Here is a 20,082-nt window from a genome sequence, read left to right on the forward strand (position 1 = left end):
CAGGGTGCCCGGCAGGCTTTATGCCTCTGGCCGGTACCCTCCGGGACCAACGGCTCAATAGCCCGGCGCTTTTGGGATAAATGGCTCAATGGCTCAATGGCTCAAGCGCCGCGCCTCGGCATGCCGTGCCAGATCCGGGGTCTCGAAGACGTAGTCGCTCCAGGCCGATTCAGGAATTTGCCCGGCCAGATAGCACTCCAGCAACAGGTTCTGCTCGGCATTGAGCGGCCGTGGCGCGCCCTCATGGTCAAGCCCGAGGGAATGAAAAAGGTTTCTTGTCAGTTCCGATACCGTGAAGTGGATCGACATCAGCGTTCTCCTTTGCCTTTCAACGCCGCGGCCCAGGCAAAGGTTTCAGGTCAGGTATCGGATTTAGTCGCGCGCCTGGCGTCCTGCCCTTGCAGCATTGGCGCTCACCGATCGGGCCGCACTGTTTCCGGTTCGTCTCAATGTTGAAATAAAAATGTAATATCGAATTCACAGAGGTGGTCCTATTACACTAAATGAAGGTCTGCTTAGGTCGAAAGTCTTAAAATATTAGACTAAGCTCATTTAGTGAAAGGTTAGATCAGTCTAAAGAACGTGATTCCAGACTATCCGCAACAAGTATCATGTCGTCCCGATGACCCGTTTCTGGTTTCTCATGATGATCGCACTGGCTATGGTGACCGCCTTTGCGCTCGGCACAACGTCTTCCTACGCGGACAGTTGCAGCGCGATCAGAGGCCAGTTGTTTTCCGCCGGCCGCGGCGGCGGCGTGAGCCCGGAACTGGCGCAGCTGCGCCGCCAGCTCGCGGCGATCCAGGGTCTGGAGAGGCAGCGCAAATGCACCGCGCAAAGTGCGACGGGAGGTTTCTTCAACGCTTGCGCCGACCTTGCCAGGAACCGGTCGGACGTGCAGCGCCAGATCGCGGCCGCGTCCAATTCCGGCCGGGACATTTCGGGCCTGCAGGCACAGTTCGTGGCGCTCGGTTGCACATCCCGGGGCAAGGAGCAGCGCCCGGCGCCGAAGGCGCAGTCCGCGGCGGCAACGGCGGTGCCAACGTACAGCGGCAACACGATGCTGTTTTGCGTGCGCCTTTGGGATGGATATTTCTTCCCGGCGCCCAAGTCGCAATTCGCCGGCAACGACGATCTCAAGGATATGGCCGATCAATGCCGCTACATCTGTGACGATCCGGCGGTCGACCTCTACACGCTGAGCGATGCCAGTCTGGAAACCGAAAAAATGGCCGCGCTTGATACGCGCAAGCCTTACACGGAATTGCCGACGGCTTTCCGCTACCGTGAGGATGCCAATTTCAAGGCCTGTGACGTCAAGCGCTATCACCAGCGGGTAGCCGAACTGAGAGCGAGGACGGTCACGCCCACGAACATGAGCAATGCCATCATCCCCCTGCCGCAGCCAAAGCCGGACCTCGGCAGTGTCGGGGCAATTCCGGGATCCGGCAGCGAGGCTCCGGGCACCGCCCAGTTGCAATCGATCGAGGCCAGCAAGCGGTCGGTGCGCGTGGTTGGCCCTGCCTTCTTCCCCGTGGAATAGCGACGGTTTCGAACCCGGCGGGCCGACCGCCGCGATGAGCCTGTCGCTTACCTGGCCGCGATCCTGGCCGCCGCGATCCGGCTGGAACAGGTGCCTGCTCCCGGCGTTGTGATCGACATCAGCTGGGAGCAACGCCATGGCCACGTTCAGGGAAATGCGGGTTCTGGAGATCCTCGAAGACGGCTCCTTGACCAAGGACGAGAAGATCGCCGAATTGCGCAAGATCGAATCCGAGGCGCGCGGGCTGCAGCGGGCAGCGTCGGAGAGCCCAATGGGCGACGATGACGGCTGGCAGGATGATCTGCGCCAGGTTCGCCTAGCGCTCGACAAGCTCGGTGCAAAAGAACCCAAGAAGGGCGCGGCAACGCTATAGAGTCCTATCTGCTGTAGGGTTCCGGCAGGCGCTTTCTGAAGAAGTTAGCCTAGTCGCAGACCATGCGAACGCGTTGGCCTGGAGCGCTTACATTCCTGCACGCCAGCTGCTTTTCCGGGCCGGAAGACGCCGGAGCCGGGGAGGAAAGCCTCCTTTGATGCCGTTTCTGCAAGGCAGGCTTCACAACCCTGCGCTCGGAAAACCGTTCGGGCGGCTGTGGTGGCGCCGGAAAGGCACCATTGTCGACCTGCGACGGTCCGTAATCGACATTGGGTGGCGGCCGGTCCCAGAAGCGCCTGGCATCGAGCGGCCGCGGGATGATGACCGTGCCGTCATAGCTGCGCGAACAGCCGCTGCCGAAAAGCAGCGCCACGCCCAGCAAAAAAGGCCCTATCCGTCCAGACATAAGCAACACCCCTGCGGGCGCTTATAACGCAGCGTTGGCCGACCCGGCAACCGCACGGAACAACGCAGCAACAACGGTCCGGTTGCTCGTTAAGGTTAGCGGATCGTTAATGCTTCTCGGGCACATTCCGCCGACGAACCGCGGAGGGAGGGTTCGGCCTTGATTTTCGGGGTGGGGACAGCATGGCGGAAGCGGACGAAGCAATCGGCGCGCGCGGCAAGCGCGAGCCCGGCAAGGCAGCAGTGCATGGCGACGCCTTGCCACATACTGCCGACATGGATCGCGCCGAGGGGCTTCGCCAGCTTGTCGAAGCCGGCTCGGACTGGATCTGGGAGACCGATGCGGAGCTGCGCTTCTCCTGGCTTTCGCAGGGCTACCAGGCGGCGACGGGCATCGATCCGGCCGATGTGCTTGGCCGGTTCCGCTTCGATTTCCTCAACCAGGTCCTGAAGGGCAATCGCAGCGCGGCAGCGCATCTGAAGGATATGCAGGCGCGCCGACCGTTCCGCGACTTCGTCTATGAGCTGAAGGGCGGCGGCGCCGACTGCCGCTGGGTGCTGACCTCAGGCTTTCCACGCTTCGACAGCGAAGGAAAATTTGCCGGCTATCGCGGCATCGGCCGCAACGTCACCGCGCTGGCCGCCGCCTTCGAGGAGATGGCGCCGAAACAGGGCGAAGACGTTTCCTCGCAAAGCCTAGCCAACCTTCGCACGATGGTCGATTCGATACCGATCGGCGTGCTCGTCCTCGATGCCCACATGCGCGCGGAGGTGATCAACCGCGCCTTCCATGACTTCTGGAGGATCGATCCAAACCGCGCCGGGATCGGCTCCAGCTTCCGCGAGCTGATGGAAGCCAGCCGTGCCATCGATCCTTTCGGTGCCGACGAGACTGCCTGGCAGCGCCATGTCGCCGAGCGCGAAGCCGAGATCAAGGCCGGCGTCGCCGGCTCCAGGCAATTGCCGCACAATGATGGGCGCACGCTGGTCGCCTCACTGGCATCGCTGGCCGGTGGCAAGCGGCTCATTTCCTATGTCGATGTCACCGACATGAAGGGCCGCGAGACGGAAGCCGAGGATGCCCGCAAAAACCTTGCAACCGTTCTGGAATCGCTGCCGGCAGGCGTCATCATCTACGACCGAGATGACAAGTTCGTCTTCGCCAACCGCAAGCTGCAGGATTCGCTGCCGGCACTGAAGCCATACTGGCAGCCTGGGCGCACTTTCCGAGAGGCGCTGGAGTTCGGCCACTCGGTCGGCTATTTCCGCTCGAGCGGCGATGCCGTGGTCGACAGCCTTTATGCGGTCGATACCGAACGCTGGCTCGACGGCATGCTGAGGCGCTACCGTTTGCCAAATTCTTCCTATGAGCGTCTCAATGCGGATGGACGCTGGTACCAGGTCTACGACATGCGCACCGATGACGGCACGTTCATCGGCGTGCGCGTCGACATCAGCGACCTCAAGAGCCGCGAGGCCGCCTTGCGCGACTCGATGCGCCAGATCGATCTGTTCCGGCACGTCATGGACGAGCTGCCGGTGGCCGCCTTCATCAAGGCGCAGGACCTGAACATCGAATTCGTCAACAAGGCCTGGTGCGCGCTGACCGGCCTCGCCAAGGAAGACGTCATCGGCCGGACCGACTGGCAATTGTTCGGCGCCGAGGAAGCGGAAGGCTTCAGCCATGACGACGCCGATGTCGTGGCGACCGGCAATGTGCGCGAGGTCGAGGAGCCGGTCACCCATCGCGACGGCACGGTGCGGCAGTTGATGACGCGCAAGAGCCGCCTGGTGGCCAGCGACGGCTCGGTGCACCTTGTCGGCTCCAGCACCGACATCACCGATGTCAAGGCACGCGAGCGGGCGCTGGAAGAAAGCATGCGCGAGAACGAGGTGTTCCGCAGCCTGATCGACAACGTGCCGGTGTCGATCTACGCCAAGCGTTCCGACCTCAGGCAGTTCTACGTCAACAAGGGCTGGTGCGACCTCACCGGTCTCGGCAAGGAAGAGGCGATCGGCAAGACCGACGTCGAGATCTTCGGGCCGGACGGCGAGGCCTTCGTCGCCGGCGACCTGGCCGTGCTGCGCACCGGCGAAACCCAGGAGATCGAGGAGACGGTGACGCTTGCCGATGGCAGCGTGCGCCACCAGTTCGCCCGAAAGGGCGCGATGATCGCGTCCGACGGTTCGCTCTATCTGATCGGATCAACCACCGACATCACCGAATTGAAGATGCGCGAGGCCGAATTGCGTGAGGCGCGCCAGCGTGCGGTGCTCGCCGACCGCGCCAAGTCGGAATTCCTCGCCAACATGAGCCATGAGATCCGCACGCCGATGAACGGCGTGCTGGGCATGGCCGAACTCCTGGCCAAATCCAATCTCGATCCAAAGCAGAAGACGTTCACCGATATCATCGTCAAATCGGGCAACGCGCTTTTGACCATCATCAACGACATCCTGGACTTCTCCAAGATCGATGCCGGCCAGCTGGTGCTCGATCCGTCGCCCTTCAATCTCGCGGAGGCGATCGAGGACGTCGCGACGCTGGTGTCGACACGCGCCAAGGAAAAGGATCTCGAACTCATCGTGCGCATCGAGCCGAGGCTCGGAAGCCTGTTCATCGGCGATGTCGGCCGCATCAGGCAGATCGTCACCAACCTGCTCGGCAATGCGGTGAAATTCACCGACGAAGGCCATGTGCTGGTCGACGTGACCGGCGAACGGATGCCGACCGGAACCAAACTGACGATCTCGGTCACCGACACCGGGATCGGCATACCCGAGGAAAAGCTGAAGCTGGTGTTCGAGAAATTCAGCCAGGTCGACACCTCCTCGACAAGGCGGCACGAGGGCACCGGGCTTGGTCTCGCCATCACCTCGCGGCTGGTCGAGCTGATGGGTGGCAAAATCGGCGTGGAGAGCGCCGAGGGCAAGGGTTCGACCTTCTGGTTCGAGGTGACGCTGCCCAGCGCCGAACAGCAGAACGGGCAGCGCATCATGCCGGTGGATGTGACCGGCGCTCGCGTGCTGATCGTCGACGACAATGCCGTGAACCGCGCAATCCTGACCGAGCAGATGACGTCGTGGACATTCGATTCATGCGCGGCTGAAAGCGGCGCCGAGGGGCTCAAGGTGCTGATCGCCGCCGCGGCCTATGGCGTACCGGTCGACTGCGTCGTGCTCGACTACCAGATGCCTGGGATGAGCGGCGCCGAAATGGCGCGCATCGTGCGAAACACCGCCGGCCTCGCCAACACCCCGATCATCATGCTGACCTCGGTCGACCAGTCGCTCGCCAACACCAGCTACCGCGATCTCGGCATCGACGCACAGCTGATCAAGCCGGCGCGCTCGTCGGTGCTGCTGGAAACGCTGGTCGCGACCGTCCAGCGCCATCGCCACACCACGGTTGGCCACGCCGCCCAGCCATCGGCAGGCGAGGCGCCTAATGCGCCTCAGCGGCCGCAATTGGCGCTGTCCGAGCAGCGCGCGCAATTGCAGCCGCCGGCGGTTCGTCCCAGGCTGCCCGCCGTCGGCGGTGACGGACAGAGGCTTGATATCCTCGTGGCAGAGGACAATGAGGTGAACCAGATGGTCTTCACCCAGATCCTTGGCGAGACCGGCTACGGCTTCGAGATCGTCAGCAACGGCCGCAAGGCACTCGACGCCTTCGGCAAGCTCAATCCGTGCATGATCCTGATGGACGTCTCGATGCCGGAGATGAGCGGTCTTGAAGCGACGGCCGCGATCCGCCGGCTGGAGGAAGAAACCGGCACGCATGTGCCGATCGTCGGCGTCACCGCGCATGCGCTCAAGGGCGATCGCGAACGGTGCCTGGAGGCGGGCATGGACGACTATCTGCCCAAACCGATCAGCCCCAGGGCCCTCTTGGAGAAGGTCGAGCGCTGGGTCGGCGCCAGCCGCCAGGTCCAGCGCAACGCGGGATAGCACCGCGTCGCGGATTCGCGGCATCTGACGACGCAAGCCGAGGGAATCAGTAGGAGATTCCCTGCTACCCCCGCGTGCAATGGCTATGGTGCGATCGCACCATATCAAAGGCTGTGCCTAGCCGGGACAATGGCGACATCGAATTCCGCTCATCCAGTTACGGGCGGGAGCAGCGACCGCCGGCAAGGAACAGCGTCACTCTACCCCAACGGACCTGTTTTCGGCGATGGCCCGGCCACGACACGCTCTGGCCTCGAGCAACGCACTCCCGTCCGGATTTTCTTCATCCTTGAAAGCCCCGTCGAATCCGGCGGTGGCTGCGCCCGGCGGACGGCCCAAGCCCATGATTCCGGGGACAAACTCGGATCGGCTCGCGAACCAGCCGCGCCACCGCCTTTGCCGGCTCCGGCGACGCGTTACCGGGCTGACATGAAACTGTCATGCGACTGTTATAATCGGAGGCTATTGGCCTCAGCGGGCGCTGGCAAGAAATGGCGCCGAGAGACCATCTTCCGAACAGGAGCAGGCCACATGAGACATTTCATCCGCTCGGCGGCCGTTGCGATTGCAATGGCTGCGGCGTCCACCATCACCCTTTCCGCGGCAAAGGCAGCTGACCTTTCAGGCGCCGGCTCGACCTTCATCTATCCGGTGTTCGCCAAGTGGGCCGACACCTACAAGAAAGACACCGGCGTCGGCCTCAACTACCAGTCGATCGGTTCCGGCGGCGGCATCAAGCAGGTCATCGCCAAGACCGTGACCTTCGGCGCCACCGACAAGCCGATGTCCGATGCCGATCTGGAAAAGAACGGCCTCGTGCAGTTCCCGATGGTGATGGGCGGCATCGTGCCGATCGTCAACCTCTCCGGCGTCAAGCCGGGCGAACTCGTCCTCGACGGCAAGACGCTGGCCCAGATCTATCTCGGCGCCATCACCACCTGGGACGATGCCGCGATCAAGGCGCTGAACCCCACCCTCACCCTGCCGTCGACCGCCATCGCCGTCGTGCACCGCTCGGACGGCTCGGGCACCACCTTCAACTTCACCGACTACCTGGTGAAGCTCTCGCCTGACTGGAAGGACAAGGTCGGCTCGGACACGGCCGTCGAATGGCCGACCGGCGTCGGCGCCAAGGGCAGCGAAGGCGTTGCAAATACCGTCAAGCAGACCGACGGCGGCATCGGCTACGTCGAATACGCCTATGCCAAGCAGAACAACCTGTCCTACTCAAAGATGGTGAATGCAGCCGGCAAGGTCGTCGAGCCGTCGCTCGAATCCTTCGGCGCTGCCGCTTCGAACGCCGACTTCAAGACTGCCAAGAACTTCAACGTCATCATCACCAACGAGCCCGGCGACACCACCTGGCCGATCGCGGCTTCGACCTGGGTGCTGATCCACAAGGTTCCCGATGACGCTGCTGCCACCGGCGAAGCGCTGAAATTCTTCGCCTGGGCCTACAAGGACGGCAAGGAAACCGCCAAGGCGCTCGACTATGTGTCGATCCCCGACAGCGTCGTCGACCTGATCAAGGCTTCGTGGAAGACCGACATCCAGGCCGACGGCAAGCCCGTCTACGCCGGCGAGTAACATCTCTGGAGGAGCGCCGCGCCCGCGGCGCTCCTTTTCCTTCAACTCGAAAGAGCCGAGCTTGACATGAGCGCTGTCCAGGAAGCCTTGCCAGCCATCCGAGGTTCGCGCGACGCCATCGTCAGGCGGTTTGCGCTGACAGACGCGATCTTCCACGCAATGACCCGCGCCGCCGCGATATTGGTGCTGGTGCTGCTCGGCGGCGTCGCGATCTCGCTGTTTGCCGGCTCTTGGCAAGCCCTCTCGACCTTCGGCTTCTCGTTCCTGACCAGCGAAAGCTGGAATCCGGTGACGGAGAAATTTGGCGCGCTGGCGCCGATCTACGGCACCATCATCACCTCGGCAATCGCCATCCTGATCGCCGTGCCGCTCGGCATCGGCATCGCCATCTTCCTCACCGAGCTTTGCCCGCGCCCGCTGCGGCGCCCGATCGGCATGGCGGTGGAATTGCTCGCCGGCATTCCCTCGATCATCTACGGCATCTGGGGCCTGTTCGTGCTGGCGCCGTTCCTGCAGACCACGGTGCAGCCGTTTATCATAAGCGTGTTCCACGGCGTCCCCGGCCTCAGCAGCCTGTTTGCCGGCCCGCCCTACGGCATCGGCCTGCTGACATCGTCGATGATCCTCGCCATCATGGTGCTGCCTTTCATCACCTCGATCACGAAGGACGTCTTCGACACGGTGCCTCCCGTGCTGAAGGAATCGGCCTACGGCATCGGCTGCACGACCTGGGAAGTGACCCGCCGCGTCGTCATTCCCTACACGCGGATCGGCATCATGGGCGGCGTCATGCTCGGCCTTGGCCGCGCGCTCGGCGAAACCATGGCGGTGACCTTCGTCATCGGCAACGCGCACCGCATCTCGACGTCGCTGTTTGCGCCCGCAACGACGATCTCCGCGACCATCGCCAATGAATTCACCGAGGCGGTCGGCGATCTCTACACGTCTTCGCTGGTGGCGCTCGGCCTGATCCTGTTCGTCATCACTTTCCTGATCCTTGCCATCGCACGCTACATGCTGATGCGCATCGACGCCCGCACCGGAGCCTGAACCGATGTCGACAGCCACGTCGCTTCACCAGAGCCGCAAGCGCAAGAACGGCGTGATGATGACGCTGTGCGTCGCCGCGGCCGGCATCGGCCTTGCCTGGCTGGCGCTCATTCTCGGCGCCCTGCTCTACAAGGGCCTGTCGGGTGTCAATCTTTCAGTCTTCACGGAAATGACCCCGCCGCCAGGCGACGCGGGCGGCCTGCTCAACGCCATCTATGGCAGCATCGTGATGACCGTCATCGGCATCATCGTCGGCACGCCGATCGGTGTGCTGGCCGGCACCTACATGGCCGAATACGGCCGCTTTTCGAAGCTCACCACCGTTGTGCGCTTCATCAACGATATCCTTTTGTCGGCGCCGTCGATCATCATCGGCCTGTTCGTCTACGAATTGATGGTCCGGCCGATGGGGCACTTCTCGGCGATCGCCGGCGCCGTCGCGCTGGCCATCCTGGTCATCCCCGTCGTCGTGCGCACCACCGAGGACATGCTCAATTTGGTGCCCAACGCCTTGCGCGAAGCCGGCACCGCGATCGGCGCGCCGCGCTGGGTGGTGATCCGCTCGGTCGCCTACCGCGCCGCGCTTTCCGGCATCGTCACCGGCATTTTACTGGCCATTGCCCGCATCTCCGGCGAGACGGCGCCGCTGCTGTTCACCGCGCTCAACAACCAGTTCTGGTCGAGCAATCTCAACGCGCCGATGGCCAGCCTGCCTGTCACCATCTTCCAGTTCGCTCTCAGCCCCTACGAGGAATGGCAGCAACTGGCCTGGACCGGCGCACTCATAATTACATTGACGGTTCTCGCGCTCAGCATCTTTGCGCGCAGCCTGACCGGACGCAGAGAGGACAAATGAGCCAGATGTTGTCTCCAGACATGACGATCGCCGCCGAGGCAGCCGCCAAGGCAAAGATCGAGGTCAAGAACCTCAATTTCTACTACGGCCAGTCGAAGGCGCTGAAGGACATCACGCTGTCGCTGCCCGAACGCAGCGTCACCGCCTTCATCGGACCGTCGGGCTGCGGAAAGTCGACGCTGCTGCGCGTCTTCAACCGCATCTACGAGCTCTATCCCAGGCAGACCGCCGAGGGCCAGGTGCTGCTCGACGGCAAGAACGTTCTCGACCGTTCGCAGGACCTCAACCTCTTGCGCACCAAGATCGGCATGGTGTTCCAGAAGCCGACGCCGTTCCCGATGTCGATCTACGAGAACATCGCCTTCGGCGTCAGGCTCTATGAGAAGATCAGCAAGGCCGAGATGGACGGCCGCGTCGAACAGGCGCTGAAGCGCGCGGCACTCTGGACCGAGGTCAAGGACAAGCTCAATGCCAGCGGCCTCAGCCTTTCGGGCGGCCAGCAGCAGCGGCTCTGCATTGCCCGTACCGTGGCGGTGAAGCCGGAAGTCATCCTGCTCGACGAGCCGGCCTCGGCGCTCGATCCGCTGTCGACCGCCAAGATCGAGGAACTGATCGACGAATTGCAGGCCGACTACACGATCGTCATCGTCACCCACAACATGCAGCAGGCGGCGCGCGTGTCGAAGCAGACGGCCTTCATGTATCTGGGCGAACTGGTCGAGTTCGACAAGACGGAGAAGATCTTCACGTCGCCCCGCGAAAAGCGCACGCAGGACTACATCACCGGCCGCTTCGGCTGATCACGCATACGAGGACCAGGATCATGGCCGAACACACGGTTGCAGCCTTCGACGAAGATCTCGGACAGATCAGCAGGCTGATCAGCGACATGGGCGACCTCGCCGGCTCGATGGTCGGCGGTGCCACCAAGGCGCTGCTGAACTCCGACAATGCGCTCGCCCAACGCGTCGTCTCCGATGACGCGATCATGGACGCGCGCCAGCGCGAGCTGGACGACCGCGCCATCACGCTGATCGCCAAGCGCCAGCCGATGGCCGACGATCTGCGCCACGTCGTCGGCTCGATCCGCATGGCCGGCGATCTCGAACGCATCGGCGACCTTGCCAAGAACATCGCCAAGCGCGTCGGCACGGTCGGGCTCTCCGCCACGCCGCGCGACCTGTCGCACTCCATCGACGCGATGGCGCAGCTGGTGCTGATCCAGGTTCAAGGTGTCATCGAGGAATATGCGGCGCGCGATGCCGCCGCACTGGCCAAGCTGCGCGCCGACGACGAGCGTATCGACGTCAAATACACTTCGGTGTTCCGAGAACTGCTGACCTACATGATGGAAGATCCGCGCAACATCACCGCCTGCACGCATCTTCTGTTCTGTGCCAAGAACCTCGAACGCATCGGCGACCACGTGACCAATATCGCCGAGAATGCGTATTATGTGCTGACCGGCACGCAGCTGCCCGCCAATCGCCCGAAGCAGGACGAAACCGCGATGTCGGCGCCGGCGGCATAGCAGGGGTGACCAGCCGATGATCGCGCCACGCATCATGGTGGTGGAGGATGAGGAGCCGCTAGGGGTGCTGCTCCGCTACAATCTGGAATCGGAAGGCTACCAGGTCGAGGTGGTGACGCGCGGCGACGAGGCGGAGATCCGCCTGCAGGAGAACGTGCCCGACCTTCTGGTGCTCGACTGGATGGTGCCGGCGGTGTCCGGCATCGAACTCTGCCGGCGCCTGCGGATGCGGCCCGAGACCGAGCGGCTGCCGATCATCATGCTGACCGCGCGGGGCGAGGAGAGCGACCGCGTGCGCGGCCTGTCGACCGGCGCCGACGACTATCTGGTCAAGCCGTTCTCGACGCCGGAATTCATGGCACGCGTCAAGGCGCTGCTGCGCCGCGCCAAACCTGAAGTGCTGTCCAGCGTGCTCAAGGTCGGCGATATCGTGCTCGACCGCGAATCGCACCGCGTCTACCGCAAAAAGAGCGAGATCCGGCTCGGACCGACCGAGTTCCGCCTGCTCGAATTCATGATGCGCCATCCCGGCCGCGTGTTCTCGCGCAGCCAGTTGCTCGACAATGTCTGGGGCGAGACGATCTACATCGACGAGCGCACCGTCGACGTGCATGTCGGGCGGCTGCGCAAGGCGGTCAACAATGGCCGCATGCCGGATGTGATCCGCACGATTCGTGGGGCGGGCTACGCGATCCGGGAAGATTAGGTTCTTCGGCGCGGAAGGTTAGACAGTCGGATTTCGTGCTTAAGCCGGATCGCTTTACCTTGGCGATTCGCGAAAACGTCCATTGCTTCGTCCTCCACGGGCGGAGCAAGGAGCGAAGCGACGCGGCGTAGACCCGAGGATCCATGCCGCGACTTCGAAGCGTTGCCTCGGTGCGGAATTCTGCTCCGCTGCACTCCGTGGCCAAGGTCGCGGCATGGATCCCAGGGTCTCCGCGACGGAGCTTCGCTCCTGCTCCGCCCAGGGATGACGAAGTCGTGAGGCTTTGTCCAACCCACGGGTGTTACGATGGCTTCGATTTCACGCCACGTTCTTCCCAGCGGCGCCCCCTCTCGCCTGCGCGCCTGGCGCGAAAATTTCCTGGTCGACGAAGGTCAGAGCGCGCATGGCGCAGCCTTCGCGGATCAGCGGCAGTTCGTTCGGCTCGGTGTCGAAGGAGATCGATTCCGAGTGCTGGCCACCGGCGGTCCGGGCAATCGCCTCGCGCAAGGCCGGCTCGATCAGGTCGAAGGCGGCGGCGCTGACGCCGACCATGGCGACGGGGGCGGGATCGATTAGCGCGAACAGGCTGCCCAGGCCATAGCCGAGCGCCTCGCCGGCCTTGCGATAGGCCTGGCGCTCCGGGCCGTCCTTGTCGCGCGCCGAGGCCGCCAGCGTCCGCATGTCGGCGTCGCTGACGTCGACCGGTTCGGTGTCCTCGCCAAGCTGCCTCGCATTGCGCCAGATAGCATAGTTGCCGGCATAGGCCTCGACGCAGCCGCGCCGTCCGCAGCGGCAGAGCGCGCCGCCCGGCCGGTGGATCATGTGGCCGAACTCGCCGCCCGAGGAGTGGGTGCCGGTGAACAGTTCGCCCTTCAGCACCAGGCCCATGCCGATGCCATGCGACAACAGGATGGCGATGAAGTCGTCGCGGTAGCGCTCGGGATCGCGCCAGCGCAGCGCCACCGCCATCATGTTGCAGTCGTTTTCCATGGTGGCGGGGATGCCGAACTCGGCTTCGAATATGTCGGCGAAGGCGATGTCGGTCTGCGGCGTGATCGGCGACCACAGCATGGCGCGCGCCTCGGTGTCGGTGATGCCCTGGATGGCCAGTGCGATGCGGGCGACGCTGCGGACGTCGACGTCGGGATCGTCGATGCGGCGCCGCACGATGGCAACGCATTCGCCGATCAGCGCCTCGCGCGACATGGTCAGCGTGTCCAGCCGGCGCTGTTCCTCCGATATCACCTGGCCGGCATAGTCGATGACGGCGACCGACAGGAAATTCAGCGACAGCACCACGGTCATCACCGCCGCCGCCTCCGGGTTGAGTGTGAGGCCGACCTGCGGTCGGCCGCGTTTCAGCGACCCGGCCTCGCTCGGCTTGCCCTCGGTCAGGACGCCTTCGCCGATCAGGTCGGAGGAGATCGCCGAGATGGTCGAGTGGCTGAGACCGGTGGTGGCGGCGATCTCGGTGCGCGAAGGCTGACCGGCACGGCGCACGGCCGAGATCACCATGGCGCGGTTGCGCCGGCGCAGATCGTCGTGGCGGATTCCGACCGACATGTTTCCCACATCCTCCCGGTCGCCGCGGCCTTTCGTGCCTCCCGAAGGCCGCCAGCGAAGCCGCCAAATACTGGCAGAAGCGCCGCACGCTGTCATTATTTATTCCGGAGCTCGAAAAAAAGTCCGAGGCACCTCAAAATCCATCAGAATCATTGTTGACAGTGTTCCGGCGATGGACCAGTGTTTTTTCGAGGCTCGAAAAAATAGGGCCTTTGTGCCGGCCTTAGGGTCAGTTTGGTCGCGCCATACGCGGCGCAGGGAGGAATATCATGAAGAAATTCACAGCCGCCATCCTGGCGGGTGTCGCCATGTCGCTGACGCTTGCGTCGGTCGCGCAGGCGAAGGACAAGGTCATCGGTGTTTCCTGGTCCAACTTCCAGGAAGAGCGCTGGAAGACCGACGAGGCCGCGATGAAAAAAGCGATCGAGGCCGCCGGCGACAAGTACATTTCCGCCGACGCGCAGTCCAATCCCGGCAAGCAACTCACCGATGTCGAAAGCCTGATCTCGCAAGGCGCCAATTCGCTGATCATCCTGGCGCAGGACGCCTCGGCCATCGGCCCGGCGGTGCAGAAGGCATTGGACGAAGGCATTCCGGTCGTCGGTTATGATCGCCTGATCGAGAACAAGGACGTCTTCTACCTGACCTTCGACAACAAGGAAGTCGGCCGCTTGCAGGCCAGCGCGGTGTTCAAGGCCAAGCCGGAAGGCAACTACGTCTTCATCAAGGGCTCGGGTGCCGATCCGAATGCCGACTTCCTGTTCTCGGGCTCGATGGAAGTGCTCAAGGAAGCCATCGACAACGGCAAGATCAAGAATGTCGGCGAAGCCTATACGGACGGCTGGCTGCCCGCCAACGCCCAGAAGAACATGGAACAGTTCCTGACCGCCAACGACAACAAGGTCGACGCGGTGGTCGCGGCCAATGACGGCACCGCAGGCGGCGTCGTCGCGGCGCTGACGGCGCAAGGCCTTTCCGGCACCGTGCCGGTGTCCGGCCAGGACGGCGACCATGCGGCACTCAACCGCATCGCGCTCGGCACCCAGACCGTGTCGGTGTGGAAGGACGCGCGCGAGCTCGGCAAGAATGCCGCCGAGATCGCCTCGCAGCTGGCCGACGGCAAGAAGATGGCCGACATCGCCGGTGCGAAGGACTTCACGACGCCTGGCGGCAACACCGTCAAGTCGCTGTTCCTGACACCGGTTGCGATCACCAAGGACAATCTCAACGTGGTCATCGACGCCGGCTGGATCAAGAAGGACGAGGTCTGCGCGGGCGTCGCCGCTGGCAGCGTCGCGGCCTGCAACTGATCTCGAAGACGTCAGACAATGAAACGCCGCGGCTGCCAGGCCGCGGCGTTTTTTCAAGAAGATTTGTGTTTCCGCCGCTGGCGGGTAACTTCCAGGCTCTATTCCGGCATCCGCGCCAGACGGCAAGCCGGCGGGAGGATTTCATGACCGACACGACCTCAAATGCACCGGCCGACACCGCGCGGGCATCGGAACTTGGCGCGGTCGCCCGGTTTCTGAAGGCAACCGAACTCGACACACGCATGCTTGGCATGGTCGGTGCGCTGCTGGTCATCTGGATCGGCATTCACATCCTGTCGGGCGGACTGTTCCTGACGCCGCGCAATCTCTGGAACCTGTCGGTGCAGACGTCCTCGGTCGCGATCATGGCGACTGGCATGGTGCTGGTCATCGTCATGCGCAACATCGACCTTTCGGTTGGCTCCGTCGAAGGTGTGATCGGCATGATCATGGGCGTGGCGCAAGCCGAATCCCTCATTCGCGTCATCGGCTTCCAGCTTGGAAATCCCTGGCTCTGGATCATTGCACTGGCCGCCGGCGTGGTGCTCGGTCTCCTGATCGGCGCATTCCAGGGCTTCGTCATCGCCTACCTCGAAGTTCCGGCCTTTATCGTGACACTGGGCGGCCTGCTGGTCTGGCGCGGCATGGCATGGCTCATCACCAACGGGCGCACGGTCGCGCCACTCGACGCCACATTCCAGCTGATGGGGGGCGGACCGAGGGGCTCGATCGGCGCCACCGCCAGCTGGATCATCGGCGCCGTTGCTTGCGCGGCTGTCGCTTTCGCGCTGCTCAACGGTCGGTCGCAGCGCAAACGGTTCAACTTTCCGCTGCGTCCGGTCTGGGCGGAAACCTTTCTCGGCGTAGTCGCCTGCGCCGCCATCCTTTGCGCGGTGTGGATCGCCAATTCCTATCCGTGGCCAATCGGCATCGTACGCCAGTACGCACAGCAGAACGGCATCGCCATTCCTGAAAATGGACTGTTCATCGCCCACGGCATTGCCATACCGGTGCTGATGGCGGTCGCGGTCGGCATCGTCATGACGTTCATCACCAAGCGCACCCGTTTCGGCCGCTACGTCTTTGCCATCGGCGGCAATCCGGAGGCCGCCAATCTCGCCGGCATCAACACCCGCTGGGTTACGATGAAAGTGTTCATGATCATGGGTGTGCTGGCCGCGATCAGCGCGGCGATCTCGTCGGCCCGTCTTAACGCGTCGACCAATGCGCTGGGCACGCTGGACGAGCTTTTGGTGATTGCCGCCGCCGTGATCGGCGGCACCTCGCTTGCCGGCGGCTCCGGAACGGTGCTCGGCGCCATGCTCGGTGCGCTGCTGATGCAGTCGTTGCAGTCCGGCATGGTGCTGCTCGGCATCGACTCACCGCTGCAGAGCATCGTTGTCGGCGCCGTGCTCGTCGTCGCGGTCTGGCTCGATACCGTCTACCGCAAGCGGGTCTAGGGAAGGAGAACCATCATGGCCGACAACACCGCTCCCGCATCTGCTCCCGCCGGCACGTCGCTGGTCGATATGCGCAACATCTCGATCGCCTTTGGCGGCATCCGTGCCGTCGACGACGCCTCGATCGATCTTTTCCCCGGCGAGGTCGTGGCGCTGCTCGGCCACAACGGCGCGGGCAAGTCGACCCTGATCAAGATCCTGTCCGGCGCCTACAAGCGCGATGTCGGCCAGATCTTCGTCAATGGCGAGGAAGCGGCGATCTCCAACCCGCGCGACGCCAAGAAATACGGCATCGAGACGATCTACCAGACGCTGGCGCTGGCCGACAATGTCGACGCCGCCGCCAACCTGTTCCTCGGCCGCGAGCTGATGACCGCCTGGGGCACGCTCGACGACGTCGCCATGGAGGCCGAGGCGCGCAAGGTGATGGGGCGGCTCAATCCCCGCTTCCAGCGCTTCAAGGAGCCGGTGATCAAGCTGTCTGGCGGACAGCGGCAATCGGTGGCGATCGCGCGCGCGATCCTGTTCAACGCCCGCATCCTGATCATGGACGAGCCGACCGCCGCACTCGGTCCACAGGAAACGGCGCAGGTCGGCGAACTGGTCAGGCAGCTCAAGTCGGATGGCATCGGCATCTTCCTGATCAGCCACGACATCCATGATGTGTTCGAACTGGCCGACCGGGTCTGCGTGATGAAGAACGGCCAGGTCGTCGGCACCGCGCGTACCACCGACGTGACGCAGGACGAGGTGCTCGGCATGATCATTCTGGGTAAATGTCCTCCGGGAGCCAGTCCTGGGCCGGGTGCGCTGAAGATCGCCGCCTGAGGCCTTTTGGCGGTCCCATCGACCCGTCGGGCACGGTTGCCGCTCACGTGATGTATCAGTGATCACGATGGCATGGCATTGCCATTGTGTTGACCCGGCGATTTGCCCATAAAGGCCTGATATCGCTCATGGACCGCATCATCCGTTGAAGAAGCTTTTTCCAATCGTCGCGTTCATCGTGGTCGCGCTGATCAGCATGACCATGGCGGGGTTTGCCTATTTCGCGACGCAGGAAGCCGCCCGCATCAAGTTCGAAGGGGCGGCCGACGATGCGCTCAACCGAATCGAGAGCCGTATCGACCTGCATCTGTCGCTGCTGCGCTCCACGCAGGCTCTGTTCGACGCCCGCAACGGCGACATATCGCAGAATGAGTTCAAGGCATTCTTCAACGCGCTGGATATGAAGGACAATTTCGCCGGCCTGCGCGGCATAGGGTTCCTCCAACTCGTCAAGACGGGCGACGAGGCGGCGGTCGAACGCGATATCCTCCACGATTTCGGTGCCAGCCATCCGGTCTATCCGGATACGACGCAGCCCTGGCGCGCCCCCATCACTCTGTTCGAACCGCTGGATCCCTCCAACCAGGCGAGTATCGGCTACGACATGTTCAGCGAGCCGGTGCGGCGCGCGGCGATCGAAAAGGCAATGGCGGACGACCAGCAGCACGCGAGCGGGCTGGTGCAACTCGGCCAAGGCACCGGCGCCGCGCAGACCTTCACCGGCTTCCTGGTCTTCGTGCGGCTCAACGTCGAAACCGCGCCCGAGGTCATCAACGCATCGCGATCCTCGACCGCGGGCTTTCTCTACGCGGCCTTCCGGGCCCGCGACCTGTTCCAGATCGCGCTCAGCCGCACGCCGCTGCTGCCGGTCAACACCGAGATCTATGACGGCACGGTGAATGGCGACAACCTGCTGTTCCGGTCGGAGACGCCACCGGCTTCGTCGTTTGGCGACGGGCTGCTGGTTACTCGCAAGATCATGGTGGCCGGCCGCGCATGGACCATATTGTTCAGGCCGACCAGCGCCTTTTTGCAACCGTCGTCGCGCGCCATCCCGGTGATGCTGGGGCTGTTCGGCCTGCTCGCGGCAGGCGCCATCGCGCTGGTGGCGCGCTATCAGGAACGGGCTTACGAGGCGGCATCGCGTCTGCACGAGACGACCGAAAAGAGCCTGCTCGAAAAGGACCTGATGCTGCAGGAGATGAAGCATCGCATCAAGAATTCGATCACCAGGGTGCTGGCTATCGCGCGACAGACGGCGTCGCGGGCGGCCGACGTCGACGAGTTTTCCGCATCCTTCTCGGCCAGGCTGCAGGCGATGGCGGCTTCCCAGGACATGCTGACGCGCTCGCGCTGGCAGAAGGCCGATCTCGCCGATCTGCTGCGCATCGAGCTTGGCCAGGTGTTCGGCAAAGAACTGCCCGAGGGGCTGCTGTCGGGGCCGGAGGTACTGCTCGACGAGACGACGACGCAGGCGCTTGGGCTGACCTTCCATGAGCTGGCGACCAATGCGCTGAAATATGGCGAAGCCGGCAATTCCGCCAATTCGCTTGGGAGTGACTGGGCGCTCAAGGTGGACTGGTTGCTGGAAGGGCGTGGGCGCGAGCGGACGCTGGCGCTGAACTGGCGGGAGGCCGGCAAAAAGAAAGTCGAGGCGCCGGTCGAAACCGGATTCGGCACCAAGCTGATCGACCTCAACGTCACGCGCGAACTGCGTGGCACGATCAAACGCGATTTCCAGGCCGATGGTCTGAAGGTGGAGATCAGAATTCCGTTGGTCGGCTGAGGTTCAGCCTGTCAGCAGGGACAGCCACGGATTGCCGGTCATAAAAAAAATCCGGAGGCCGGACACGGCCTCCGGATTTGCATTCCATTATCGCGGATTAGTTGCAGCGTGCCGTGTAGATGCGGCCATGGCGGTCGCGATACTGGCAGTAGCCGTTCTGCAGCTTGCGCACCAGCAGACCGGAACCGGCGCCGACGGCCGCACCAATCAGCGCGCCCTTGCCACCGCCGACCAAGCCGCCGATGCCGGCGCCGATCAAGCCGCCGCCAACCACGTCCTGCTCGGTGGAGGTGCAGCCGCTTAGAGCAGCCACCGCAACTATGGCAATAATCATCTTCCGCATTGAGTCACTCCTCACTTTGTGTCCACACTTTGGTAAGCACCAGCAGCCATTTAGCATGAAATAACGGGCTTTGCTGCTCCAATTTATTGTTGGCTAAGGTCGCCTTTTTCTGGGCGCGCCGCGTTCGATGCCACGACGAGGCTGGATATCGCCAGCGAGGCGTCGAGACTGCCATCGGTATGCACATTCCAGACGATCCGATCATAGTCATCCTCGAGCGCGGGATCGACCGCGAGGCACTTGGCGACGACGTGTTGCGCCTGCCCCCGCACATCGCCCACGGCGAAGGGACGCTCGGCGGTGCATTCGTCGGCGGTCGCAAAGACGCTGACCGGAACCTGCAGCTCGTGACAATCGGCCATCGAGTTGGTGCAGCCGATGACCAGCAACAGTGCAGCGATGTGTTCCATGGCGAACCCTCTCGCCACAATAACGGTCCAGATCGGCCAAAAGTTCCTGGTTCATGGGGGGTGGCTAGCGAATAATGGCTGTCGCGAGCAGCTAACATCACGTCCCCGTTGCCGGCGGGGCAGGATAGATCGCAGTCAGGTCAGCCGGAACACGGTGACCAGGAGAATCGTCGCGGCCGCGGCCAGGACCACCCCCCACAGCAGACCGTGATGAGGCGGGGAAAGCGGTTCCGCGGATGCTTCGGGATCCTGGAATTCGCCCATCGAAACACGGGCCGCCTGTTCCAGTCTGTTCACGTCGGAGACGGTCAAGCATTCCTCCCAATACCTTGTCGCAACCCAAGCAGGTTGCAGCAGTATCTGGGTAAAACAGCATCCGCCCT

General features: G+C 63.3%; 18 protein-coding genes. 13 read left to right on the forward strand and 5 right to left on the reverse strand.

Features of this window, described 5'->3' with window-relative positions:
* Positions 1-93: 93 nt before the first annotated feature.
* On the reverse strand, positions 94-309 hold the full coding sequence (locus tag AC0NIH_RS06875; protein WP_023776891.1) for a hypothetical protein: 216 nt from the start codon (positions 307-309) through the stop codon (positions 94-96).
* Between the two features lie 313 nt (positions 310-622).
* Between AC0NIH_RS06875 and AC0NIH_RS06880 the strand changes: the two genes are divergently transcribed.
* The 9 genes from AC0NIH_RS06880 to phoB all read left to right on the forward strand — a co-directional run bounded on the left by AC0NIH_RS06880 (position 623) and on the right by phoB (position 11,999).
* Positions 623-1,543, forward strand: coding sequence for a DUF2865 domain-containing protein (locus AC0NIH_RS06880; protein WP_473462941.1), 921 nt, complete (start codon positions 623-625; stop codon positions 1,541-1,543).
* 136 nt (positions 1,544-1,679) lie between these two features.
* Positions 1,680-1,916, forward strand: coding sequence for a hypothetical protein (locus tag AC0NIH_RS06885; RefSeq protein WP_023776889.1), 237 nt, complete (start codon positions 1,680-1,682; stop codon positions 1,914-1,916).
* 588 nt (positions 1,917-2,504) lie between these two features.
* Positions 2,505-6,269, forward strand: a complete 3,765-nt coding sequence (locus AC0NIH_RS06890) for a PAS domain-containing protein (protein ID WP_473462943.1) — start codon at positions 2,505-2,507, stop codon at positions 6,267-6,269.
* A gap of 531 nt (positions 6,270-6,800) precedes the next feature.
* Positions 6,801-7,856 (forward strand): phosphate ABC transporter substrate-binding protein PstS, encoded by a 1,056-nt coding sequence (gene pstS, locus AC0NIH_RS06895; RefSeq protein ID WP_473462947.1) that lies wholly within the window; start codon positions 6,801-6,803, stop codon positions 7,854-7,856.
* 66 nt (positions 7,857-7,922) lie between these two features.
* Complete coding sequence (gene pstC, locus AC0NIH_RS06900; RefSeq protein WP_023763740.1) at positions 7,923-8,906, forward strand: phosphate ABC transporter permease subunit PstC; 984 nt, start codon at positions 7,923-7,925, stop codon at positions 8,904-8,906.
* Between the two features lie 4 nt (positions 8,907-8,910).
* A complete protein-coding gene (pstA, locus tag AC0NIH_RS06905; RefSeq protein WP_140573307.1) occupies positions 8,911-9,762 on the forward strand; it encodes a phosphate ABC transporter permease PstA in 852 nt (283 codons plus the stop codon).
* Positions 9,759-10,562 carry a phosphate ABC transporter ATP-binding protein PstB gene (gene pstB / locus AC0NIH_RS06910; protein ID WP_013892654.1) on the forward strand — a complete coding sequence of 268 codons (804 nt, stop codon included), beginning with the start codon at positions 9,759-9,761 and terminating at the stop codon, positions 10,560-10,562. Before pstA ends, pstB begins: the two co-directional genes overlap by 4 nt.
* 23 nt (positions 10,563-10,585) lie before the next feature.
* Positions 10,586-11,293 carry a phosphate signaling complex protein PhoU gene (gene phoU / locus AC0NIH_RS06915; protein WP_010911897.1) on the forward strand — a complete coding sequence of 236 codons (708 nt, stop codon included), beginning with the start codon at positions 10,586-10,588 and terminating at the stop codon, positions 11,291-11,293.
* Positions 11,294-11,309: 16 nt separating this feature from the next.
* Positions 11,310-11,999, forward strand: coding sequence for a phosphate regulon transcriptional regulator PhoB (gene phoB, locus AC0NIH_RS06920; RefSeq protein ID WP_010911896.1), 690 nt, complete (start codon positions 11,310-11,312; stop codon positions 11,997-11,999).
* Between the two features lie 318 nt (positions 12,000-12,317).
* Here the strand turns inward: phoB and AC0NIH_RS06925 are convergent, their stop codons facing one another.
* Positions 12,318-13,562, reverse strand: a complete 1,245-nt coding sequence (locus AC0NIH_RS06925) for an ROK family protein (RefSeq protein WP_473462953.1) — start codon at positions 13,560-13,562, stop codon at positions 12,318-12,320.
* A gap of 269 nt (positions 13,563-13,831) precedes the next feature.
* Between AC0NIH_RS06925 and xylF the strand changes: the two genes are divergently transcribed.
* From xylF to AC0NIH_RS06945, 4 genes are all read left to right on the forward strand, one after another.
* Positions 13,832-14,872 (forward strand): D-xylose ABC transporter substrate-binding protein, encoded by a 1,041-nt coding sequence (gene xylF / locus AC0NIH_RS06930; protein WP_473462956.1) that lies wholly within the window; start codon positions 13,832-13,834, stop codon positions 14,870-14,872.
* Between the two features lie 143 nt (positions 14,873-15,015).
* Positions 15,016-16,332, forward strand: a complete 1,317-nt coding sequence (locus tag AC0NIH_RS06935; RefSeq protein WP_023763745.1) for a sugar ABC transporter permease — start codon at positions 15,016-15,018, stop codon at positions 16,330-16,332.
* A gap of 15 nt (positions 16,333-16,347) precedes the next feature.
* Entirely contained in the window at positions 16,348-17,160 is an 813-nt protein-coding gene (locus tag AC0NIH_RS06940; RefSeq protein WP_473462958.1) for an ATP-binding cassette domain-containing protein, read from the forward strand.
* A gap of 145 nt (positions 17,161-17,305) precedes the next feature.
* Entirely contained in the window at positions 17,306-18,946 is a 1,641-nt protein-coding gene (locus tag AC0NIH_RS06945; RefSeq protein WP_473462961.1) for a CHASE domain-containing protein, read from the forward strand.
* 97 nt (positions 18,947-19,043) lie between these two features.
* On the opposite strand, the gene AC0NIH_RS06950 is transcribed toward AC0NIH_RS06945, so the two are convergent.
* The 3 genes from AC0NIH_RS06950 to AC0NIH_RS06960 form a co-directional block, all read right to left on the reverse strand.
* The gene (locus AC0NIH_RS06950) at positions 19,044-19,289 is read right to left on the reverse strand and encodes a membrane lipoprotein lipid attachment site-containing protein (protein ID WP_473462963.1); all 246 of its coding nucleotides are present in this window, start codon (positions 19,287-19,289) and stop codon (positions 19,044-19,046) included.
* A gap of 83 nt (positions 19,290-19,372) precedes the next feature.
* Entirely contained in the window at positions 19,373-19,699 is a 327-nt protein-coding gene (locus tag AC0NIH_RS06955; RefSeq protein WP_023776880.1) for a hypothetical protein, read from the reverse strand.
* A gap of 135 nt (positions 19,700-19,834) precedes the next feature.
* A complete protein-coding gene (locus tag AC0NIH_RS06960) occupies positions 19,835-20,011 on the reverse strand; it encodes a hypothetical protein (RefSeq protein ID WP_023776879.1) in 177 nt (58 codons plus the stop codon).
* Positions 20,012-20,082: the final 71 nt, after the last annotated feature.

The organism is Mesorhizobium sp. WSM1386, from assembly GCF_055901595.1.